The sequence below is a fragment of the Streptomyces sp. NPDC093544 genome (genome assembly GCF_040683495.1).
Classification (GTDB): domain Bacteria; phylum Actinomycetota; class Actinomycetes; order Streptomycetales; family Streptomycetaceae; genus Streptomyces.
Window position 1 is genome coordinate 98623 of record NZ_JBFBEA010000026.1, and the last position, 22806, is coordinate 121428.

At 68.4% G+C, this 22806-nt stretch carries 17 protein-coding genes, 1 tRNA gene and 1 riboswitch; of the genes, 11 read left to right on the forward strand and 7 right to left on the reverse strand.

From position 1 onward, the window contains the following. Positions 1-51 precede the first annotated feature (51 nt). Entirely contained in the window at positions 52-1692 is a 1641-nt protein-coding gene (locus tag AB0N66_RS33070) for a Shedu anti-phage system protein SduA domain-containing protein (RefSeq protein WP_365441960.1), read from the reverse strand. Positions 1693-3500: 1808 nt separating this feature from the next. On the opposite strand from AB0N66_RS33070, the gene AB0N66_RS33075 reads away from it, so the two are divergent. Then, a complete protein-coding gene (locus AB0N66_RS33075; RefSeq protein WP_365441962.1) occupies positions 3501-4400 on the forward strand; it encodes a UTP--glucose-1-phosphate uridylyltransferase in 900 nt (299 codons plus the stop codon). Between the two features lie 384 nt (positions 4401-4784). Here the strand turns inward: AB0N66_RS33075 and AB0N66_RS33080 are convergent, their stop codons facing one another. Next, on the reverse strand, positions 4785-5939 hold the full coding sequence (locus tag AB0N66_RS33080) for a glycosyl hydrolase 53 family protein (RefSeq protein ID WP_365441964.1): 1155 nt from the start codon (positions 5937-5939) through the stop codon (positions 4785-4787). A gap of 475 nt (positions 5940-6414) precedes the next feature. On the opposite strand from AB0N66_RS33080, the gene AB0N66_RS33085 reads away from it, so the two are divergent. From AB0N66_RS33085 to AB0N66_RS33100, 4 genes are all read left to right on the forward strand, one after another. Further along, positions 6415-7440 (forward strand): UDP-glucuronic acid decarboxylase family protein, encoded by a 1026-nt coding sequence (locus tag AB0N66_RS33085; RefSeq protein ID WP_365441966.1) that lies wholly within the window; start codon positions 6415-6417, stop codon positions 7438-7440. Between the two features lie 88 nt (positions 7441-7528). Continuing rightward, on the forward strand, positions 7529-9481 hold the full coding sequence (locus AB0N66_RS33090; protein WP_365441968.1) for a glycosyltransferase family 2 protein: 1953 nt from the start codon (positions 7529-7531) through the stop codon (positions 9479-9481). A 27-nt stretch (positions 9482-9508) separates the two neighbouring features. After that, entirely contained in the window at positions 9509-10543 is a 1035-nt protein-coding gene (gene galE, locus AB0N66_RS33095; RefSeq protein ID WP_365441970.1) for a UDP-glucose 4-epimerase GalE, read from the forward strand. Positions 10544-10568: 25 nt separating this feature from the next. After that, on the forward strand, positions 10569-11903 hold the full coding sequence (locus AB0N66_RS33100) for a UDP-glucose/GDP-mannose dehydrogenase family protein (protein ID WP_365441972.1): 1335 nt from the start codon (positions 10569-10571) through the stop codon (positions 11901-11903). 87 nt (positions 11904-11990) lie between these two features. Here the strand turns inward: AB0N66_RS33100 and AB0N66_RS33105 are convergent, their stop codons facing one another. The 3 genes from AB0N66_RS33105 to AB0N66_RS33115 form a co-directional block, all read right to left on the reverse strand. Then, positions 11991-12224, reverse strand: a complete 234-nt coding sequence (locus AB0N66_RS33105; protein WP_365441974.1) for a hypothetical protein — start codon at positions 12222-12224, stop codon at positions 11991-11993. A gap of 50 nt (positions 12225-12274) precedes the next feature. Beyond that, a complete protein-coding gene (ribA, locus tag AB0N66_RS33110; protein ID WP_365441976.1) occupies positions 12275-12901 on the reverse strand; it encodes a GTP cyclohydrolase II in 627 nt (208 codons plus the stop codon). A gap of 143 nt (positions 12902-13044) precedes the next feature. Further along, positions 13045-13554: a MarR family transcriptional regulator gene (locus tag AB0N66_RS33115; RefSeq protein ID WP_365441978.1), complete on the reverse strand. Its 510-nt coding sequence runs from the start codon at positions 13552-13554 to the stop codon at positions 13045-13047. A 110-nt stretch (positions 13555-13664) separates the two neighbouring features. Here AB0N66_RS33115 and AB0N66_RS33120 point away from each other — a divergent pair, with 110 nt between their 5' ends. The 6 genes from AB0N66_RS33120 (at position 13665) to AB0N66_RS33145 (ending at position 20412) form a co-directional block, all read left to right on the forward strand. Further along, positions 13665-14801, forward strand: a complete 1137-nt coding sequence (locus AB0N66_RS33120) for a dihydrofolate reductase family protein (protein ID WP_365441980.1) — start codon at positions 13665-13667, stop codon at positions 14799-14801. A gap of 231 nt (positions 14802-15032) precedes the next feature. Continuing rightward, positions 15033-16244, forward strand: coding sequence for an alginate lyase family protein (locus AB0N66_RS33125; RefSeq protein ID WP_365441982.1), 1212 nt, complete (start codon positions 15033-15035; stop codon positions 16242-16244). Between the two features lie 60 nt (positions 16245-16304). After that, positions 16305-16378: transfer RNA gene (locus AB0N66_RS33130), tRNA-Met, on the forward strand. A 312-nt stretch (positions 16379-16690) separates the two neighbouring features. Then, on the forward strand, positions 16691-17806 hold the full coding sequence (locus AB0N66_RS33135; protein ID WP_365442004.1) for a PP2C family protein-serine/threonine phosphatase: 1116 nt from the start codon (positions 16691-16693) through the stop codon (positions 17804-17806). A 307-nt stretch (positions 17807-18113) separates the two neighbouring features. Further along, a riboswitch (cyclic di-AMP (ydaO/yuaA leader) is annotated at positions 18114-18271 on the forward strand. A gap of 11 nt (positions 18272-18282) precedes the next feature. Beyond that, positions 18283-19314, forward strand: coding sequence for a M23 family metallopeptidase (locus AB0N66_RS33140; RefSeq protein WP_365441984.1), 1032 nt, complete (start codon positions 18283-18285; stop codon positions 19312-19314). Between the two features lie 153 nt (positions 19315-19467). Continuing rightward, the gene (locus AB0N66_RS33145) at positions 19468-20412 is read left to right on the forward strand and encodes an aldo/keto reductase (RefSeq protein ID WP_365441986.1); all 945 of its coding nucleotides are present in this window, start codon (positions 19468-19470) and stop codon (positions 20410-20412) included. An 18-nt stretch (positions 20413-20430) separates the two neighbouring features. Here the strand turns inward: AB0N66_RS33145 and AB0N66_RS33150 are convergent, their stop codons facing one another. Both AB0N66_RS33150 and trmB read right to left on the reverse strand, forming a co-directional pair. Next, on the reverse strand, positions 20431-21771 hold the full coding sequence (locus tag AB0N66_RS33150; protein WP_365441988.1) for a PrsW family intramembrane metalloprotease: 1341 nt from the start codon (positions 21769-21771) through the stop codon (positions 20431-20433). 81 nt (positions 21772-21852) lie between these two features. Next, complete coding sequence (trmB, locus tag AB0N66_RS33155; protein WP_365441990.1) at positions 21853-22650, reverse strand: tRNA (guanosine(46)-N7)-methyltransferase TrmB; 798 nt, start codon at positions 22648-22650, stop codon at positions 21853-21855. Positions 22651-22806 lie beyond the last annotated feature (156 nt).

Here is a 22806-nt window from a genome sequence, read left to right on the forward strand (position 1 = left end):
TGTTCCCTGGAAGTGCCCCGCAAAGCCGAGGCTTCGGGTGCAGCGACGCTCCTAACGCTCTGGGGCTGTTAGGTCGAGAGTTCTCTGCGCATTCTCGATCAGACGGTCATAAGTGGTAAGACTCACTCGGTCCCAATGGGAGTTATAGGTGCGGATAGTCTCATCGACCTCCGTCGGAGTGACGCCGGTGACGAATTTACTGTGACCGATCACCACGGTCATCGAAGCGCGTCTGCAATCGATACCAAAGTCAACCAGGATCTGGGAACGTCTTTCGTCGAGTTCAACCAGATAGTTCATGGCCTGCCCCACCGCCTCGTTGGCCTTGGGCCCGACGATGAGATGGTTGCGTTGGACCTTTACCAAGTTCTTGATGTGTGCCCTCTTGAGCTCCACACCATGCAGGGTGCCGTCAGGGCGGAGCAACGACAGGTCGAGTTGGTCACGCGGGGTGAGATTACGCCGGGCCGTCCCTGGGAGGAACTCGCCACCGAAGATCCAGGTCATGTTCTGGATGATCTTCTGTAAGTCGGCCTCGCTAGTCGTGAGGTCATCAACCGCAGCCCGAAGCTCATCCAGGTCCGCCTGGCGTCGTGCACGTTGAACCAGGCCAGCGAGTAACTGAGCCTCGCTGAGCCCACCGAGCGATTTAACGATTGCAGGATCCGCCTGCAGGGTGACCAGAAGTTTGTGGATCGCAGCAGCCGGCCGATCACTAACGGGGTGCACTCGGATGCTGATTCGAGGAGCTTCCTTGAAACGGTCCGTGCTGCCCGTCAGAACAGGGACACCGCTCAACTGACGGAGTCGGAGGATCGGCGTACGCACATCCCACACGATCTTATGGTCACCGAAGCTCGGCCCTTCTCGCTTGCCAGTAACCATCCAGCGTTCTACAGGCTGGTCTGGGGCGATGGCGAACTCACCGAGATAGAGGCACTCAGCACGTCGCGCCAGGAAGACCCTCACGGGAATGCCGCGTTGTCGATGGGCAAGTACAGACAAGTTCTCCAAGGAGACCGAGTCGCTCCATTGGCTTTGTCCAGGCGTCAGAAGTACCGACCCCTCCCAGCGTGGCGCGAGTTCGCCATCACTGTTGCAGTCGACGAACAGAAACGAATTCAGCGTCTTACCACTGGCTCCGACCCTGCGCGTCGGGTTCCCGCCATATACGTCATGCACATCAGAGCGCTTCACAACCGTGCCGGGTGGAATGTTCCATGCAGCAGGTAAGTCTTCTGGGTGCTGTACCTGATCGGCCAGCTGGAGCAGATCGCACCACTGCTCGTCCGTCAGGTCAAGCGCGGCCATCTCGTTTCCCCTACCAGCCGAACGCGCCGTTTTCACCACCCAGTTAAGACCCGCCGCCCGGAGCACCTCAGCCGAGACCGGAGTGGCTAGCATGAGCCTTTCGAATTCGAAAGCAACCTTCAACTCCGTAGGGACCGGGGCGTCACCGTCCTCCTGCGATGCCAGCCTCAAGCGAAGAAACGGACTGGAATGCACCGCAGTCGTGCTGATGACCGTTCCCATGGCGACAATGCCGCCACCCCGCCCGCCGCGCCATAGAAGGACAGAGTCGCCCACCTCTACATCAAGATCAGTAATTGCAGAGAGAGACGAGTCCCACTCCTCCAACTTTCGCTCGTACGTCCATGACCTGCTCTCGGTCAACATCAGCCAGTACTTCACGCACCCAGCCCCTTATCCGCTCGTCGCGCCATCACTGTGTCGAGGCAGAACCTGGTTCATGCCGCTTGGCCAGGGTGATTCTCGTCAGTTCCGGCCTAGTCGGAGTGAGGATGAGGTGATTGGACATTACGGCGGGATCCGGTGGCTGCCCGACCGCGTGAACGGGATCACGCTCTTCCTTGTTGACGACCATGGCCCTGAGGTTACGACTGCCCTCTGACAGAGAGGCTTTCAACTAGGGTCGTCGGCAGTCGCATTCGGATCGGATCGGGCATATCTACTCCACCACCGTGCTTCCTGCAGAGCAGCAGAGGTCCCCGATGCGGCTCAGCGATCGCCATGACCGGCCAGACCGGCGTTCAGCTGTCGTGGGGACTCTGCTCCGCCGGCAGCGGACTGATCGCGGTCAATGGACCCGTAGTCACCGTCCTCGCGCCGGAGTTGCTGAAGGCTCCGCGCAACCAGCTGAGCCAGGTCCGTGGCCGTGCAGCAGCGAAGTACGGCAACCCCAGCAATCGTCCCCGAACAACAGCGTTCTCGCGATCCTGGTCACTGGCCACAGTGGGAATCCGCTCGAACCGTCAACCTGAACGTCATGAAGGAGTACGGCCCCTACCTGGTGGGCGCCGTCCTGTTCGCCCGGATCACCCTGCTCGTCGTGCTGATCACCCAGGCTCCTCAGCCTGTCCGTTGAGTCGGCGAAGGCTGGGCGACGACGCTGAATTGGCTGCTCAACAGTGCTCCTCTGCGTGAGCGATGCGTGAGCGGACGGAGCCGCACAGGTCATCACGGAGAAGACCGTGCAACGAGCCACATCTGTCCTGACCAGGTGGGTCCGGACATCGAAGCAGCGTCCGGACCCACCCTGCAAGATCACGCCAGGACTTTTAATCCATTGGTTGTGGGTTCGAGTCCCACAGGGTCTACCGACAAGGCCCAGGTCAGAGGCAATCTGGCCTGGGCCTTCTGCATGTTTTGGGGTCGTGGAGAAGTAGCTGAGGCAGTCGCGGCACGCGGCATGCACGCGGTTGTACGTGCCGTTGTCGGCGACGCGTTGCATGTGGCGGGAGCCGCTCCCGCCGTCCTGCCACTCCTACCGCGTGCTGCTCATGCCTGTCGGCCCTTGCGAGCTCGACCTCGACGAGGTGCCTCCACTGGACGAGCGACAGATGCAGGTCGCCGGAGGAGATGTCCTCGGCGCGCAGACAGAGCCGGCCGACGAGCCGGCCGAGCTTTCGCAGCTCCGGCGAAACGAGGCCCTGCTCCGGATCGCCCGACACGCACCGCGGCACCGGCACCGGCACCGTCACAGGCGCCGACCGTAGCGGCCGAGGCAGCCAGGCCTCCGGAGTCCGAGACGGTCCGGGTCACCGGGACAGCTTTTCCGGAGTGAACGTCCCGTCAGCGATGACACGTATACCCGGCCTGAAGAGCGCAGTTCACCCCACTCCCGACCATCCACGCATCTGATGTGTGCCCTTGACGGGCCGCTGCGGCCGCCGGTTCAATTGATACCTGGGGTCGAATCAGTACCCCACCAAAATCGGCCCCTTCGGGATCATGAACGCAAAGGCGCGCTCAGCCGAAATGCGGACGCTCAGCGATAAGCCGACCATTCGGGTCATGGGCGACCGTTGCGATCCGCAACGGCCTGCCGGGGAACAGGGAACATGGACGTTCCCCCTCGGCGGGCGGCACACCCCACTTGTTCCGCCCGTTCGTCAGCCGTACTTCAGCCTTGCCTTGCCACGCCATGCCATTCCCGTGGCCGATTCGGCGTGGCATCCCACTTTACGGAGAGAGATACCGTGCCCCCCACCATTCGCCGCGCGGTGATCCCCGCCGCCGGGCTCGGATCCCGCCTGTTGCCCCTCACCAAAGCAATACCCAAGGAAATGCTGCCGGTCGGCGACAAACCCGTGATCGAGCACACAGTGCGCGAACTCGTGGCGTCAGGGATCACGGACATCACCATTGTGGTCTCCGGCGGAAAATCCGTGATCCAGGACCATTTCCGCCCCAGCCCCGACCTTGTCGACCGACTGCGTGCCGACGGAAAGACCGCCTACGCGGACGCCGTGGAGGAAGTCGGAGAGCTGTCCCGGCAAGGTCATATCACCTACCTCGACCAGCACGGTCCTTACGGCAACGGCACCCCCGTTCTGAACGCCGCCCGGAATTTCGGCGATGAGCCGATAATCGTTCTCTGGCCGGACGACGTCTTCGTGGCCGAAGTGCCCCGGGCGCAGCAACTGATCCGCGCCTACGAGGTGACCAACGCCCCGGTGCTGGCCCTGCTGCCCATCGCCCCGGGGGACTCCGAGCGCTACGGCGTGCCCGTGGTCAAGGAGGACCTGGACGACGGACTGCTGCGGATCGTCGGCCTGGTCGAGAAGCCCAAGGCGGAGGACGCTCCCTCCGCGTTCGCCGCCATCGGTGGCTACGTGATCACCCCCGGCATCATCGACGAGCTGCGGGAGCAGACCGCGCGCTGGTACGAGCACCGCACCGGCGAGGTGTATCTGGCCGACGCCATCAACGCCTACGCGAGCAGCCGCGCGGTGTACGGGCAGGTCATCCAGGGCCGTTGGTACGACACCGGCAACCCGGCCGACTACCTGGTCGCGCAGTTCGCGTCCGCCCTGTCGCACCCGGAGTACGGGCCGGTCCTGCGGGCGCTCGCCCACGACCTGGACCACACCGGCTGACCTGGCACCACCTAGGGGGTGTCGTTTGGATCACCTCGGGTCCGCGACGCCTGGCACGGCACCTCGCCGCGTTGTCGCATGACCCGGGTACGTCCAGTACGCGGGTCGTGCTCCGCCTTGCGATGCACCGCACCATGCGCCGCGGCCTGATCCGAGGTGATCCAAACGACACCCCCTAGGACCTGTCCGGCCGATCATGCCGCAGACGCGGGGTGTGGCACGCACATCTGCGGCGTTGTCGTCACTCGCCGACGCTCCGCGTCGACTCCCTCCTCCGCCTTGCAGCTGCACGCACCACACCCCGCTCACCGGCGTTCATAAGGCCCGACCATTTCCTGCGACTTGATCGGCCGGACAGGACCTAGCCCGCCCGGAGCGCGGCACTCAGCCGCCGAAGGTGGAAAGGGACGGGAGCCCGGTTCCTGACCAGTCGAACATGGTGAGGTTGCTGTAGGGGTTCACCCCGCCGAATGTCCAGGGCACCCCAGGTACCCAGGCGGGCTCCCACGCCAGAAAGCCCAGGCCGTGCCCCCCGGGCACCCGCGCGATCACGGTGCGCAGGGCGTCGAAGAAGGCGGCCTGCCCCTGGGGGGTGGGCGGGAAGCGGGCGCCGTCCGGCAACTGGCCGACCTTCGTCACGAGGTGCTGTCCCTCGTCGCCCCCGGCCGGCAGTTTCCACGGATAGGCCGTCTCCACCACGAGCACGTCCTTGCCGTAACGGTTCGCCAGGTCGGTCAGGTTGGTCTGCAGGGCGGCCAGCGAACCGTGCCAGAAGGGGTAGTACGAGAGAGCGATCACGTCGAACCGGATGTCGGCCGCGGCGAGTTGGTCGTAGAAGGAGTAGATGTCGACGCCCTCGCCGGAGTTGTCCACGTGGACGAGAGTGCGCAGCTCGGACGACGAGCCCTCCGCGGCTCCCTGAAGACCGGCCCGGAGCAGCTCGACGAAGCCGGCCCAGTAATCTCCCTGCGGGTAGCGGATACGGCCGTTGGGCCACAACATGCCGTTGGTGACCTCGTTGCCGATCTGGACCATGTCCAGCGGGATGCCCTGCGCGGCGAACGCCCGCACGGTGTCGCGCGTGTAGGTGCGGACGGTGGCGGCGAGCGTATGCCAGTCCATGTCCGCCCACGCGGTGGGCGTCGTCTGGTGGGCGTTGTCGGCCCAGGTGTCGGAGTAGTGCAGGTCGAGCAGCACACCCATGCCGGCGCTGCGGGCCCGGCGGGCCAACTCGATGGCCGAGGCGAGGTCGTAGCCGCCGGACGAGGGATCGACCCAGACCCGCAGGCGCATCAGGTTCGCGCCGCGAGCGGCGAGGAGGCGCTCCACTGGAGCGGACTTCCGCTTGTCCTTGTACTTCTGGCCCGCGGACTCCGCCTGTAGAGCGCTGGACAGATCCACGCCGCGCAGTGGGGGAGCCGGCGAGGTCATCGCGATCGGGGCCAGCTCGGTCTCACCCTTCGCTCGGCAGCCGAGGCCCACCGGGGCGGCCAGCAAAGGCAGCGTGGCCAGCAGTCTTCTCCGTGACAGCAAGATCACTCCGGTACGAAAGTGTCCATACGACAGGGAATGCGGCAACGGCTGCCCGCCACATTAACGGTACAACACCTACTCCCTGATTGGCGACCAAGTAGAAAAGGCGCCATTTCACACCTCCTCGTATTCTGGAGCGAATGGACACCATTTCCGGATGGTGGGCCGGCGTGACCGTCGACGGACTCCCGTTCGAATTCAAAGGGTGCGCACAGAAAGCAGCACTCCGGAAACGAGTCCGCAACATAGATGGCGGGTCCAGTGAATGCAAGAGATTGGCGCCGAGTCGGGTGGGTAATGTGACGACCGTCACACCTGAAAAGGCCTAGACCAGTAACTCCTTGGAGTGCGATAGTTACCGGGCACGACGGGTATTTCCATTACTGCACCGGAACTCTCATTCCCGCATGGATGCTTCCTTTGCTGTGTGAAATCGCCCTCGCACCTCACACCTCCCTCCCCCCACATTTCGAGGAGAATCGTGCGTATCGTCGTCACCGGAGGAGCCGGATTCCTGGGGTCGCATTTGTGCGATGCCCTGATCAATCGCGGCGATTCGGTCATCTGCGTCGACAATCTGTCAACTGGTCGGCGCCAAAACATCGAACACCTGCTGAGCCATGATGAATTCGAATTCATCATGGCCGATGTGTCCGAGGAAATACCCGTTACGGTTCCTGTGGACGCCGTGGCCCACCTTGCGAGCCCCGCCTCCCCGCCCGACTACCACCGCATGCCCCTGGAGACGCTGGCGGTCGGCAGCCGCGGCACCGAGCAGGGACTGGCACTGGCCCAACGCAGCGGAGCACGCTTCGTGCTGGCCTCCACGAGCGAGGTCTACGGCGACCCGCAGGTCCACCCGCAGACCGAGGACTACTGGGGACACGTGAACCCCATCGGTCCACGCAGCATCTACGACGAGGCGAAGCGCTTCGCGGAGGCGCTGACCAGCGCGCACCGGCGAACTGCCCAGGCCAACACCGGGATCGTCCGGATCTTCAACACCTACGGCCCCCGGATGCGCCCGCACGACGGCCGGGTGGTGACCAGCTTCATCTCGCAGGCGCTGAACGGTGATCCGCTCACGATCTACGGCGACGGCTCGCAGACCCGCAGTTTCTGCTACGTCGACGATCTCATCCGTGGCATCGTCGCGATGATCGACTCCACCGACCCGGGCCCCGTCAACCTGGGCAATCCGCATGAGCGCACGGTGGGCGAACTCGCCGAGCTGGTACTGCGGCTGACCAAGGCCGAGAGCACCATCGAGTACCACCCGCTGCCGGTTGACGACCCCGCCCGCCGCCGTCCCCTGATCACCCGGGCGCAGCAAGTACTGGGCTGGGAGCCGGTCGTCTCCGACGAGGACGGGCTCCGCCGCACCGTGCAGTACTTCCAGGGCCGGCCCGAGGAGGTCGAGGCCGCTCGCGAGGCGATCGCGGGAGGGCAACTCGACGGCGCGGTGGTTCCCGCGCAGGGCACGGTCGGCGTCGTACAGGCCGCCTGAGGCCCTTCCGTCATCTCACGTCCCCTTCTTCCCCGCCGGCCGCCTCCCCCCTGCGGCCGGCGGGAGCGACATCCTCGGAGTCCAGCAGATGAGCGTTCTGCGTCCAGGCGCCGGACCGTCCCCTTCCAGTTCCGGTTCCAGTTCCGATTCCTCCACCTCCACCTCCACCTCCACGGCGTCTTCCCTCCTCCCCGCGGTCCGCGACGGCGGCTCCCTCGTTGCCCCCGCACTGGACGGCAAACAGCTGGCCGAGGCCGTGCTCACACTCTCCGACGGCCACGTCGTCGGGATCCCGCCGAGCGGGCCGGTGTTCGACCGTTCCTCCGGCCGGTCCCGCCGGCTTCTCAGCCGTACGTTCGTACCGGTGCTTGGCCGTGCCGACCGGATCGTGGTCGCCGTGCTGACCGCCGGCTGGCTGACCTGCCTGGGGCTGTTCTGGGCCTGGCTGCTCCAGCCGTCGCACCGGGTCGGCTGGCCGGGTCTCGCGATCAACGGCACGGTGCTGCTCTACCTGTCCGTGATGCCCGTCTACTTCATGGTCGGTGTCAACCGGCTCAAGCGGGTGGACCCTTCGATCGGCATCCCGCAACTGCGCGTGGCCTTCGTCGTGACGCGGGCGCCGTCCGAACCGTGGGACGTCGCCAGGACCACCCTCCGGGCGATGCTCGACCAGCGCTACCCCCACCCCTTCGACGTGTGGCTGTGCGACGAGTCGCCGACCGACGAGATACGTATCTGGTGCGACGACAACAACGTCGGCGTGGCGACCCGCTTCGAGGTGCCGGACTACCACAGGACCACCTGGCCCCGCAGGACCCGATGCAAGGAAGGCAACCTCGCCTACTTCTACGACCAGATCGGCTACTGGGACTACGACGTGGTGGCGCAGCTCGACTGTGACCACGTCCCCGAGCCCGGCTACCTCGCCGAGATGGTCCGGCCCTTCGCCGACGAGGCGATCGGCTACGTCGCCGCACCGAGCGTGTGCGACTCCAACGCCGAGCTGTCCTGGGCGGCGCGCGGCCGGCTGCACCGGGAGGCGACGTTCCACGGCCCGGCGCAACTGGGACACAGCGCGGGGCTGGCGCCGGCGTGCATCGGCTCGCACTACGCGGTGCGTACCCAGGCACTGCGTTCCATCGGCGGCATCGGCCCGGAGCTGGCAGAGGACTTCTCGACCAGCTTTCTGCTCAACTCCGCGGGCTGGCACGGTGCCTTCGCCATCGACGCCGAAGCGCACGGTGACGGTCCTCTGACCTTCTCGGCCATGCTCGTCCAGGAGTTCCAGTGGTCGCGCAGCCTGACCACCGTCCTGCTCGACCTCGTTCCCCGGCACCTGCCCAGGCTGCCGTGGAAACTGCGGCTGCGGTTCCTGTACGCCCTGTCGTACTACGTGCTGCTGGCGACGACCACGGTGGCCGGTATGGCTCTGGCGCCCGTCGCCGCGGTCACCGGCACCCCGTGGATTCACGTCGACTACGTCGAGTTCCTGCTGCGCTGGTGGTCGATCTCGGCCTGGGTGCTCGCGCTGGCACTTCTGCTGCGGCGCCGAGGACTGCTGCGTCCCCGGCGCGCTCCTGTCATCAGCTGGGAGAACAACCTCTACTGCCTGACGCGCTGGCCACTGATCGCCTGGGGAGTGACAGCGGCGGTCCTCCAGCGGATCAGGCCCCGGCAGATCACCTTCAAGGTCACTCCCAAGTCCGCCCTCGGCCTGGAACCTCTCCCCCTGCGGCTGACGCTCCCCTACCTGACGACGAACGTGCTGCTGGCAGCGGCGTCCCTCTATGCGGAGACCTGGACACACGCGGCCGGCTACGTCTTCCTGTGCCTGCTGGGATCGACGACATACACGGTCGTGGGACTCCTCGTTCCGCTGCTGCACGCCGGGGAAGCCGCCCGCGCCGCCGGAGTCCGGCTGCGCACCGCGGTGCGCAGCACCGTGGCGGTCCCGCTGATGGCGGCCGTGCTCGCGGCCGTGCCCGTCACCATCGCCATCGCCCGCTACCCCGCCTACGCCAGCGCGTTCCTCGGCTGGTAGCCGCGCCCGACGAAAGGGAGAATCCCTGTGCCCCAGACCGTCCTTGTCACCGGTGGCGCCGGCTTCATCGGCAGCCACACCTGTGTGGAGCTCCTCCAGCACGGTCACGAGGTCATCGTCGTCGATGACTTCTCCAACAGCTCGCCCCCGGCCCTGGACGCGGTGCAGAAGCTGGCAGGCCGGCCTCTGGTGTTCCACCAGGCCGATCTGCGGGACGGCGCGGCGCTGGACGCCGTGTTCACCGCCCACGAGATCGACTCGGTCATCCATTTCGCCGCCAAGAAGGCCGTGGGCGAATCGACCCGTATCCCGCTGGAGTACTACGACATCAACGTCAGCGGCACCGTCACCCTGCTCCGGGCCATGACCCGGCACGGAGTGCGCCGACTGGTGTTCTCCTCGTCCTGCTCGATCTACGGCGAGACCCCGAAGGTCCCGCTGGACGAGGACGACCCCGCCGCCCCCGCCAACCCGTACGCCCGGACCAAGTACCTGTGTGAACAACTGCTCGCCGATGCGTGCGCGAGGTACCCCGAGCTGTCGGTGATCGCCCTGCGCTACTTCAATCCGATCGGCGCCCACCCGAGCGGGGAGATCGGCGAGGACCCGACCGGCATACCGAACAACGTGCTGCCCTACATGGCCCAGGTCGCCGTCGGGCGCCTCACCGAACTGCCCGTCTTCGGCGACGACTACCCCACCCCCGACGGCACCGGAGTACGCGACTACATCCACGTCTCCGATGTCGCCGACGGCCACCGTGTCGCCCTCGACCACCTCGACGACGAGCAGGGCCTGCGGGTGTTCAACCTCGGCACCGGGACCGGAGCATCGGTCCTGGAGCTCCTGGCCGAGTTCACCAAGGCCGTCGGCGCCCCCGTCCCGTACCGCATCCAGGCACGCCGCGCCGGTGACGTGCCCACCCTCATCGCCGACCCCGGCCGCGTCGAGCGCGCCTGGGGCTGGCGGACCACCCGCGACCTCACCGCCATGTGCGCCGATGCCTGGCGTTTCCAGCAGCTCCACCCCAACGGCTACTCCAGCGGTTCCCCCACCGTCTGATCCGCATTACGAGGAGGCCCCCCACATGCGTCTCACCGTCATCGGCACCGGATATCTCGGTGCCGTCCACGCCGCCTGCATGGCCGAGATCGGTCATGACGTCCTCGGTGTCGATGTCGACACCGCCAAGATCGAAGCACTGGCCGCCGGCCGGACCCCGTTCCACGAACCGGGTCTGGACGAGATACTGGCCCGCAACGTCGAAGCCGGCAGGCTGCGCTTCTCCACCTCGCTCACCGAGGCCGCCGAGTTCGGTGACGTCCACTTCATCTGCGTCGGCACCCCTCAGAAGCCCGGGTCCAACGCCGCCGACATGCGCTACATCGACGCCGTCGTCGATGGTCTCGCCCCCCATCTGCACCGCGACACGCTGGTCGTCGGGAAGTCCACCGTCCCCGTCGGCACCGCGGCATACGTCACCGAGCGGATCCAGACCCTCGCCCCGGTCGGCCAGGCCGCCACGCTGGCCTGGAACCCCGAGTTCCTCCGCGAGGGCTTCGCGGTCCAGGACACCCTGCACCCGGACCGGCTGGTCGTCGGCGTCACCTCCCCGGCGGACGAGACCCTCCTGCGCGCCGTCTACGCTCCCGTTCTGGACAGCGACGGCACACCGTGGATCTCCACCGACCTCGCCACGGCCGAACTGGTCAAGGTGTCCGCCAACGCCTTCCTCGCCACCAAGATCTCCTTCATCAACGCCATCGCGGACGTCTGTGATGCCGCCGGCGGCGATGTCACCACCGTCGCCAAGGCCATCGGTTACGACGCCCGCATCGGCCCGCGCTTCCTCTCCGCGGGCCTGGGCTTCGGCGGCGGCTGCCTGCCCAAGGACATTCGCGCCTTCTTCGCCCGGGCGCAGGAACTCGGCGTAGCGGACTCGCTCGGCTTCCTCAAAGAGGTCGACGAGATCAACATGCGGCGACGGCTGCGTACCGTCGACCTGGCCCGCGAACTCGTCGGCGGCTCCTTCCTCGGTTGCAACATCGCGGTGCTCGGCGCGGCCTTCAAGCCCGACAGCGACGACGTACGGGACTCCCCCGCGCTCAACGTCGCCGCCGCGATCCAGTTGCAGGGCGGCCGGGTCCGCGTCCACGATCCCGCCGCGATCGACAACGCCCGCGCCGTGTTCCCGACCCTGGACTACGCCCTCGACATCGACAAGGCGTGCGAACAGGCCGACCTGATCCTCCATCTCACCGAATGGCAGGAGTACCGCGACCTCGACCCCGAGGCGCTGGCCGCGACGGTGCGCAGCCCACGGATCCTCGACGGCCGCAACGCGTTGCCGGTGGAGCGGTGGCAGGCGGCGGGGTGGACCGTACGCGCACTCGGCCGGACCTTCGCCGGCACCACGGTGTGAGCCGGAGCGCTCGGTGAGCCGGTAGAACCGAAGACCGAGGAGCCCGTCGGAACCCCCACGCCGACGGGCTCCTCTCCGCGTACCCGGTCAGTAGCCCTTGAGGACAAGGGCGTTGACGACCAGCTTCTTCTGCGCCTCGGTGTCGCGGTAGCGGGGGAGTACGCGATCGCCCGGGATCGAAGCTCGACGCCCACATGCGCGGTGGCCACGCCCGGGTCGCGGTTCGTGCGGAGGCTGGACGACGAGTACGCCATGAGTCTTGTCGCGGTCGGCACCGCCGAGGACACCGGGCAGGGCGAGCGGTGGCCCGGGCTCGACCATGGTGAGCTGGTCGCGGCGACTTCGGGAGTTGGCCGGAGACGGCGGGGCTGTCAGCCCGCCGTCAGCTCCGTCAGCGGCAGTGTGTGCTGGGTCTGGAGGACCTTCGCTCGGAGGTAGCGGACGTTGTGGGCGGTGGTGAAGACGCCCGTGGGGACGCGGTGGGTGACCGTGATGCCCAGGTCGCGGAGTTGGTCGGCCTTGTCGGGGTTGTTGGAGAGCAGGTCCAGGGAGTCGATGCCGAGGGCCTGGAGCATCTGGGCGGCTGCCGTGTAGTCGCGGCCGTCCTCGGGGAGGCCGAGCGCGGCGTTCGCGGCGTAGGTGTCGAGGCCCTGGTCCTGGAGGGCGTACGCGTCGAGCTTGTTGTAGAGGCCGATGCCGCGGCCCTCCTGGCGGAGGTAGAGCAGGACACCGCCGCGGTCCGCGATCCGTTCCACCGCCTCGCGCAGCTGCGGGCCGCAGTCGCAGCGGGCCGAGCCGAAGACGTCGCCGGTCAGGCACTCGGAGTGCAGCCGCACCAGCGGGTTCGCCCCGGGGTCGCCCAGGACCACGGCCAGGTGTTCCAGGCCGTCGGCGAGGCCGTGGAAGGTGACCAGCTCGCCGTCGACCGAGTAGCCGTCGCCGAAACGCAGGGGCACGGTGACTCGGGTGCGCACCGTGGCGGTGGGGTAGTCGCGCATGTTGTCTCTCCGGTCCGGTCCAGCGGGTTCGTACATCGGCCTAATGCTTAAGATTTGAAGCACATCCTTGGAGACGCACAGTACATGGTGCTTCAAAGTTCAAGCAATGAGGTTCGTGGTCCTACGCCTCACGCGTCTCTGCCTCATGGTGTGGATGAACGCCGCCGCCACGGCAGATCTTCCCGAGAAGCCTTGGCGTTCTCGCCCTCGATCGCCCGCGTGACCTTCCGGCAGATCTCCTCCAACTGCCCGACCTCCTCGGCGGTCAACTGGTCGAAGAGCGCGCTCCGTACCGTCTCCACATGCCCCGGCGCCGCCCGCTCCAGGACGGCCATGCCCTCGTCCGTGAGTACGGCGACATGGCCGCGCTTGTCGCTGGGGCAGCCCTCGCGGCGTACCGTGCCGTCGTTCTCCAGCCGCGTCACGGCGTACGTCAGACGGCTGCGGGTGATCTTCAGGATCTCGGCGAGCTCGGTCATCCGCAGCCGCCGGTCCGGCGCTTCGGAGAGCATGGCGAGGATGGAGTAGTAGAGGTGCGGCATGCCCGCCTGCGCCTGCAGCTCGCGGTCGATCGCGTCGCTGAGGAGGGAGGTCGCGGAGACGTACGAGCGCCAGGCGCGCTGTTCTGCGGGGGAGAGCCAGCGGGTCGTCATGCCGCCAGTGTAGGTTTTGTTTAAAATTTGAACCACCATGCCGGGCAGATCACACGCCACAGGCCACCATTGACTCGTATCGAGCCGCCGAGAGCTGGAGTGTGCGCCCCATGCCCCACCCCTACGTCCTGTTGTCCGCCGCCGTCTCCCTCGACGGCTTCCTCGACGACACCGGACCCGAACGGCTGCTCCTCTCCGGTGCGGCCGACTTCGACCGCGTCGACGAGGTACGGGCGTCCAGTGACGCGATCCTGGTCGGCGCCGGCACCCTCCGCACCGACAACCCCCGGCTGTTGGTCAACTCGGCCGAGCGGCGCGCGGCCCGGGTTGCCACGGGGCGCTCCGAGTACCCGTTGAAGGTCACGGTCAGCGGGTCCGGTGACCTCGATCCCGCCGCGCGGTTCTGGCGCACCGGCGGCGAGAAGGTCGTCTACACGACGGACAAGGGCGCCGAGCGGCTGCGCGGGCTGGGGCTGGGTCCGGACACCGACGTCGTCCCGGTCGGTCCCGACCTGGACTGGCGGGCCGTTCTCGCGCACCTTCATGACGTACGAGGTGTGCGGCGCCTCATGGTCGAGGGCGGCGGCCGGGTGCACACGCAGTTGGTACGGGAGGGGCTCGCGGACGAGATCCAGCTCGCCGTCGCGCCGCTGTTCGTCGGGGAGACGGACGCGCCCCGGCTCTTCGGGCCAGGCCCGTATCCCCCCGGGCGGATGCGGATGGTGGAGACGCGGGCCGTCGGGGACGTCGTACTCATCCGGTACGTCCCTGCCGCGCCCGGAGCCGGTGGGCTCGCCTCCGCCGCCGACCGGCATTGGCTGGGGGTTGCCTGCGAGCTGGCGGCGTTGTGTCCGGCGTCGGAGAGCGCGTTCAGTGTGGGGGCGGTTGTGGTGGCGGCGGATGGGACCGAGCTGGCGCGCGGGTACTCCCGGGAGGGGGGCGACTCCGTTGTGCACGCAGAGGAGGCTGCGCTCGCCAAGGTCGATCCTGGGGATCCGCGGCTCTCGTCCGCGACGGTGTACAGCAGTCTTGAGCCGTGTGCTCGGCGGGCGTCGCGGCCTGTGCCGTGTGCGCGGCTCATTCTTGATGCCGGGGTGCGGCGGGTTGTCACCGCTTGGCGGGAGCCGGACACGTTCGTGGCGGGGGCCGACGGGAACGGGGCTCTGGTGGCTGCGGGGGCCGATGTCGTCGTGCTTCCGGAGTACGAGGAGCTTGCCGTGGCGCCCAATCGGCATCTGCTGGGGTAGCTCGCGGCGGGGGGTGGGGTCGGGGTTTTTCGCCCCCCTCCGCCCCTTCCCGTCCCGTTCCTGGGGGCTGCCGCCCCCAGACCCCCGCATCGCGCTGAACGCGCTCGTCCTCAAACGCCGGACGGGCTAATGGATCTCAGGCGGCCTAAGAGATCCTGCGCCCCCTCCCCCCACACGTAAGGCTGCTCCTGAGCCGGCACAGAGGACATGAGGACAGAGGTGGGAGCAGCGATGGGTTCAGTGGTGCGGCGGGTGACGGCGGTGCTGTTGGTGCCACTGTTGGTGGGGCTGGTGGCGTCGTGCGGGATGTCGTCGCAGGGGCGGACGGTGCGGGCGCGGGCCAAGGACGCGGCGTTCGAGCACCCCGGGGTGCTCGTCAGCAAGGACCAGCTGACCGCCGTACGCAAGCACGTGAACGCCGGGGAGCAGCCGTGGCTGCAGGCGTTCCTGGACATGCGGGACAGCAAGTACGGGTCGTACAAGTACGAGGAGAAGCCGTACGCCACCGTCGAGTGCCCACCCGGCACCCGGGCCGGGCACGGCTGCGTAGAGGAGCGCGAGGACGCGATCGCGGCGTACACGCAGGCGTTGCTGTGGAGCATCACGGGCAAGCAGGAGCATGCCGACAAGGCGGTTCAGATCATGGACGCCTGGTCGGGGAAGGTGCAGAAGCACACAGAGGGGAACGCCGGCCTGCAGACCGCGTGGGCCGGGTCCACCTGGGCGCGGGCCGGGGAGATCGTGCGGCACACCGGAGCCACCTGGCCGGCGGCGAGCGTCGCGCGGTTCCAGGGCATGCTGCGGACCGCCTACCTCCCCGAAGTCAGCAGGAAGGTCCCGGACTTCAACGGGAACTGGGACCTCGTCATGACCGACGCCGCCATCGGGATCGCTGTGTTCCTCGATGACCACAAGGCGTTCGACGACGCCGTCGAGCGGTTCCGGCAGCGTGTTCCCGCGTACTTCTATCTCGCGAAGGACGGGAAGGTGCCGCTGACGCCCGTCGGCAGCACCGTCGACACCCCGCAGAAGCTGACCACGTACTGGTTCGGGCAGCAGCGGTACACGGACGGGGTCTCGCAGGAGACCTGCCGCAACTTCAAGCACGTCGGGTACTCGCTCGCCGCCACCGCGCACATCGCCGAGACCGCCTGGCACCAGGGCCTCGATCTCTACCTCGACGTCAAGGACCGGCTGAAGGCCGCGCTCGACTTCCACTCCAGGTACCAGATGGGGGAGACGGCGCCCGCGTGGCTGTGCGGCGGGCGGGTCGACCGGAACATGGGGCCCGACCTGGAGGTCGCGCTCAACCACCTGGAGGACCGGCTCGACGTCCATGTCCCGGCCGCCCACCGGCTGGCCGAGCAGACGCGGCCGGCCGGCACGGACGATCTCTTCGTGTCCTGGGAGACGCTCACACACGCCGGGAATCCGGCCGCCTGAGGGGCGGTATCAACGCTGGTCCTGGGGGTCCCGCTGATGGCGTATAGTTGGTTTTAACGGCGCGGGGTGGAGCAGCTCGGTAGCTCGCTGGGCTCATAACCCAGAGGTCGCAGGTTCAAATCCTGTCCCCGCTACTCAAGGCCAAGGGCCGGAACTCGGATTCACGAGTTCCGGCCCTTGGTGTTTCCCGGGACACAAGCACGTCCCTCGGTCGGCCCACCCCGGTCGCCCCCCGACCCCGCTCCGGGAAATCTGGACGGGTGGGGCAGCAAGCAGGTGACCCAGGTGACCAGCGGGCGGGGGATCCGCACGACCCGCACGACTCGCGCAACCGGTCCGGCGACCGGTCCGGCGACCGGCGTGGCGATCCGTACGACGGCGCGCCCGACCCCCCGTACGACCGGTCCGGCGGACGGTTGCCGGAAGACCCCGTGCCCGATCCCGGGCTGGGGGACGCGGTGCCGCCCGGACCGGGATCAGGAGCGGGCCGGCTGAGGGTCTCGTACACCCGCAGGTTCGTCCGGGTGCTCCCCGCGCTGCTCATCGTCGCCGGGTCCCTCTACGAGTACCTCACGCCGAGGGACTTCACCGGCGGCCCCCTTCTCACGGCTGCCCCGCTCGTGGCGGCGCCTCTGTACGCGCTGCGCGGCACCGTACTCACCGGCGTAGTGGCCGTCGTCGCGTTGGTCGCGATCCACATCAGGCTCGACGTCGCCCTGCAGGCCGAGGGGGTCACCGAAGTGATCACGGTGGCGACGGCCGCCGTCCTGGCCGCCGTCATCAACGTCGTCGTCCGGCGCGGCGACGCGCGGCTCGCCTCCGTCCGCGAGATCGCCGAGGCCGCCCAGCGCGCCGTACTGCCGCAGCCCGAGGAGCGGATCGACGGACTCGACGTCGCGGCGCGGTACGAGGCGGCGCAGGAGGACGCGTTCATCGGCGGTGACCTGTACGCGGTGCAGGACTCCCCGTGCGGCGTACGGCTGGTCGTGGGCGACGTACGCGGCAAGGGCATGGGCGCGGTGGCCGCCGTCGCCGTCGTCATCGGGGCGTTCCGGGAGGCGGCCGAGCAGGAGGCGACGCTGGAGGCGGTCGCGGGACGCCTGGAGCGGGCCCTGGCGCGCGAGGGCACCCGGCGCGACGGCCTCGACGCCTTCGAGGGGTTCACCACGGCAGTACTGGCGGAGATCCCGCACGGCGAGGAGGTCGTACGGATCGTCAACCGCGGCCATCCTCCACCGCTGCTCCTGTGCGCGGACGGCACCCTCAGCACGCTCGACGCCGGGGAACCCGCACTGCCGCTCGGAATGGGCGAGTTGGGCATGTGGCCCGACCGTGCGCAGGAGACGGACTTCCCGCGGGGGGCCACGCTGCTCCTCTATACGGACGGGCTGTCCGAGGCCCGCGACGAACGCGGGCGCTTCTACGATCCCGCGGCGGCCCTCGCCGGACGGACTTTCCCCGCGCCCGAGGCGCTGCTGGCCACCCTCGCCGAGGAGGTCCGCCGGCACTCGGGCGGCGGCATGACGGACGACATGGCGCTGCTTGCCGTACGGCGTCCGTGAAGGGCGGCGCGTCCGTGACGGGTCCCGCCGTGAAGAGTCCTGCCGCGAAAGGTCCGTCTGTGAAAGGGCCTTGACCCCTGTTGTCACCAGGGGTGATCGGATGGCGCCCCTCCGCATAACATCTGATGCGCCGTCAGAATCATGTCACTGGCAAGGTGTGGTCAACTCGCCCGTTTTACGCCGCTGATGACCCGAAAGTCCTGGCCGGAAGCGTTAAAGATCAGTCAGAACGGCTTGGAATCCAGTGCCCGCGTCTATTAACGTTCGATAACGCAGCGGTCGTCCCAGCCGTCACAAGAGTCGGCTCCGTGCGCACGCGCCGAATCCCGCAAGGGAACCGGGGAACCACCAACTTGGGGTGAATCGAGCGTCTTCCGCGGTGGGAACACCAGCGGTTGACGCGCGTAGGAGACCTTCCTGCTCCGAACCCGTCAGCTAACCCGGTAGGCGAGAAGGAAGGAAAGGAGCACGCCCACGTGGCGTCCAACCCGCCTGCCCAGGCACCCTCGTACCCGCCGAGCCAAACGCACACCTTCGGTTACGGCATGGACGACGAGGGCCCCCGGGAGGAGTGGAACCCCACCGAGGATTCCCTCCGTCCCATCCGCGGCCGGCACCGCGTCTCCAAGCAACGCGGAGGCGGCGGACTCGCACGCAGCTCCACCGTTCTGGGCGTCGGCGTCATAGCCGCCGTCGGCGCGGGCGGCATGGCCACCGCGGCGCCCGGCAAGCCGCCGGTGTCGATCTCGGTGCCCGACCTGCCGTCCGTGGGCTCGATCCTCTCGGACGACAGCTCCGCCGACGAGCCCGCGGGTTCCACCACCCCGCTCACCAGCGCCGGTCTGACGACCGCCGACACCGAGCAGGGCGCCACGGACGCGGGCGAGGTCCTGCGTTCGCGCATCATGCAGCAGGCCGAGGTCCAGAAGGACCAGGCCGACACCGCGGCCCAGCAGGCCGCCCAGACCGCCGCCGTGAAGAAGGCCGCCGACGCCGCCGCCGCGGAGCAGAAGGCGGCCGAGGCCAAGGAAACCGCCGCGAAGAAGAAGGCGGAGGAGGAGGCCGCGGCCAAGGCCGAGGCCGAGCGCCTCGCCGAGCTCGCCAAGAGCTACACGCTGCCGACCTCCTCGTACACCATCACCTCGACCTTCGGTCAGGCCGGCGCGCTGTGGTCCTCCGGCTACCACACCGGTCTCGACTTCGCCGCTCCCACCGGCACCCTGATCAAGGCGGTCCACAGCGGCACCGTCACGGAGGCCGGCTGGGCCGGGTCGTACGGCTACCGCACGATCCTCACCCTCGACGACGGCACGGAGCTGTGGTTCTGCCACCAGTCGTCGATCAGCGTCAGCGTGGGGCAGAAGGTCGCCACGGGTGATGTCATCGGGCGCGTGGGTGCGACGGGCAATGTCACCGGGGCGCATCTGCACCTGGAGGTTCACCCGGACGGCGCCGAGACCGGGATCGACCCGATGGCGTGGCTGCAGAGCAAGGGGCTCAATCCCTGACATGGGGCTCAACCCCTGACCTGTACGTCTCCTGCCGCGTACGTACGTTGTTCCCTGATCCCCGGCGGTTCTGACGGCACCCCCCCCGACGTCAGAGCTGCCGGTCAGGTATGTGTGGAATACAGTCATCCGCTGGCGGCGTTGAATTCAGTCATGACTTCTCTTCGCAAGCTTGGTTCGTCCGACCTCGAGGTCTTCCCGCTCGCCCTCGGCGGCAATGTCTGGGGCTGGACCGCCGACGAGGCCCAGTCCTTCGCCGTGCTCGACGCGTACGCGGCCGCCGGCGGGAACTTCCTCGACACCGCCGACTCGTACTCGGCGTGGATCGAGGGCAACAAGGGCGGCGAGTCCGAGACCATCATCGGCAAGTGGGTCAAGGCGCGCGGCAACCGCTCGGACATCGTGATCGCCACCAAGGTCAGCCAGCACCCCGACTACCAGGGGCTGTCCGCCGGCAACATCAAGGCCGCGGCCGACGCCTCCCTGCGCCGCCTGGACACCGACTACATCGACCTGTACTTCACGCACTTCGACAAGCCCGAGGTGCCGGTCGAGGAGATCATCGGCGCGCTCGACGAGCTGGTGAGGGCCGGCAAGGTGCTCAACATCGCGGCGTCCAACATCTCGCCCGAGCGGCTCCAGGAGTCCCTGGACCTCTCCGACCGCGAGGGCCTCGCCCGCTACGTCGCCCTCCAGCCGCCGTACAACCTGGTCTCGCGCGACACCTACGAGGGTCCGCTCCGCGACATCGCCTCCCGCTCGGGCCTGGCGGCCGTCCCGTACTTCGGCCTCGCGTCCGGCTTCCTCACCGGCAAGTACCGCCCGGGTACGACGGTCGACTCCCCGCGTGCGGAGGGCGCGGCCAAGCACCTGGAGACCGAGCGCGGCCTGCGCGTGCTCGCCGCCCTCGACGAGGTCGCCCAGGCCCACGAGGTCCCGGTCGCCACGGTCGCCCTGGCCTGGCTCGCCGCCCAGCCGACGGTCGCGGCGCCGATCGCCTCCGCGCGGAATGTCGAGCAGCTTCCGGCCCTGCTGGGAGTGGCGGACCTCGTCCTCACGGACGCGGAGCTGGGCAAGCTGACGGAGGCGTCGGCGTAACCGCCGGCTGATGACGTACTACGAGCGGTACGGGTTGTACGCGGGGTAGGGCGTCGCGGCTCCGTAGGGCTGCCAGTAGGGCTCGCTGTGCGTGTGCCCGTACGCGGGCCAGGGCGGCGGTACCGGGACCACCGGAACCGGAGCCGTCGCCCGTGCCGCGTACGCCAGGGCCGGGCGGGCGACATCGCGGCGGCGCCACAGCTCGTGGAGCAACTCCCGCTCCCGTACGACGAAGTCGGCGCCCGCGCGGCCGTCGCGCCCCCGGTGTCGCAGGAACGCCAGCGAGGTCGCGTACGCCTCGTACTCGGCGACGGAGCGGGCGGCGGGCTTGCCGAGGTGGCGGGCGGCGTACTTGCGGGCGATCCGGCGGGCCTGCATGGAGCCGAGCACGTACGGCTCGGGCCCGGACAGCCAGCCGGCGGCCGCGTACGCGGGCAGCTCCGCACGCACGGTGCGCAGTTCCCGCTGCCGGGTCCAGATGACCAGCCCGGTCAGCAGCGCGAACGCGGGCACCATGAACGTGGCGTACACCGCGAAGAACCCGAAATCCCCGAAGCTCGACGAGCCGTTCCACATGGCGTGCATGCCCATGGCGAGCAGGAGCCCGGCGAGGGGCAGCAGGACGCGGCGCACATGGTGGCGTTCGGCGGACAGGGCCGCGACACCGAAGCCGATGCCGGTCAGGACCGTGAACAGCGGGTGCGCGAAGGGTGACATCACCACGCGGACGAAGAAGGTGGCGGCGGTGACCGACATGAGCCCGCGGTCGCCGCTGAGCTGGTCGGTGCCGAAGGCGGTGCCGAGGTAGAGGATGTTCTCCGTGAAGGCGAAGCCGGTGGCGGTGACCCCGGCTATGACGACCCCGTCGACGATCCCGGTGAAGTCACGCTTGCGGAAGAGGAAGACCAGCAGTACGGCTGCCGCCTTCGCCGACTCCTCCACGATGGGCGCTATGACGGTCGCGCCGAGGGTGTCGGCGTTGGTCGGGTCGGCGGTGGTGGTCGCTATCCATCTCGTCGCGAAACTGTTGGCGACGATCGCTATGAGCGCGGCCGCGCACGCGCCCCAGGCGAAGGCGAAGAGCAGGTTCCGCCAGGGACCCGGATCGACGCGGTCCAGCCAGCGGAACGCGGCGACGAGGAGCGGGACGGGGAGCACGGCGAGACCGAGGCCGACCAGGAAGCCCTCCGTGCCGGTCTGCTGGCGGACGAGGGCCAGGATCACCAGCCCGGATATCGCGAGCAGGGTGACCAGCGTGCCGTAGCGCACCCACTTTCTCTGCCACCAGTGCGCAGGCCGCCGCGGGGCACCCTCGGCGGGGCCGGTGGGGTGCGTCGGGTACGGAGGGCTGGTGGCCACGGCATCGACCCTAACGAGGGAGGGGCGCTGCCCGCGACGGTGCGTGGTGCCCGGTGTGGTGTCCGGTGCCGTCTTCGGGCTTCAGTCGCCGACGGATTGCTGGTCCCGGTGCTGTACGCGCCGGAACAGCAGGTCGTTCACGACATGTCCTTTGTCCAGTCCCTGACCCTCGAAACGAGTCAGCGGCCGGAACTCCGGACGTGGCGCGTAATCACCGTCGGGCCGGGTGTTCTCGAAGTCGGGGTGTGCGCTCAGCACTTCGAGCATCTGTTCGGCGTACGGTTCCCAGTCGGTCGCGCAGTGGACGAGGGCGCCCGGTGCGAGGCGGGTGGCGGCGAGGTCGAGGAACTCCGGCTGGATCAGCCGCCGCTTGTGGTGCCGCTTCTTGGGCCAGGGGTCGGGGAAGTACACGCGCAGGCCGCTCAGGGAGTCCGGCGTGAGCATCTCCCTGAGCAGGATGATCGCGTCGCCGTTGGCCACCCGGATGTTGGACAGCCCGCTCTGGTCCGCGAGATTGAGCAGGTTGCCCTGGCCGGGGGTGTGGACGTCGGCCGCCAGGATCCCGGTCTCCGGGGCCTCGGCCGCCATCAGCGCGGTGGCCTCGCCCATCCCGAAGCCGACCTCGAGTACGACGGGGCAGTCGCCGCCGAACAGCTCCGCGAGGTCCAGCCGTCGCTGGCCGTCGATGTCCAGCCCCCACTTGGGCCAGAGCCGCTCCAGCGCATCCGCCTGCCCGGCCGTCACCCGGCTCCGCCGCGGCTGAAAGCTCCGGATCCGCCGCTCGAAGTGCGACCCGGCGGGATCGGGCATCGGCCCGTCGGGGAAACGGGGCTCGCCCTTGGGGCGGGGGGCTTGGGGGGAGGCAAGTGAATCAGACACAGTGGGGTCGATTTTAGGCGAGCCGGCCGGGGGCTGGGCGATGGTGGGTTTTTCGCCCCCTCCGCCCCTGCCCGTCCCGTTTCTGGGGGCTGCGCCCCCAGACCCCCGCTTTCGGCCTGAACGGCCTCGTCCTCAAACGCCGGACGGGCTGAAACG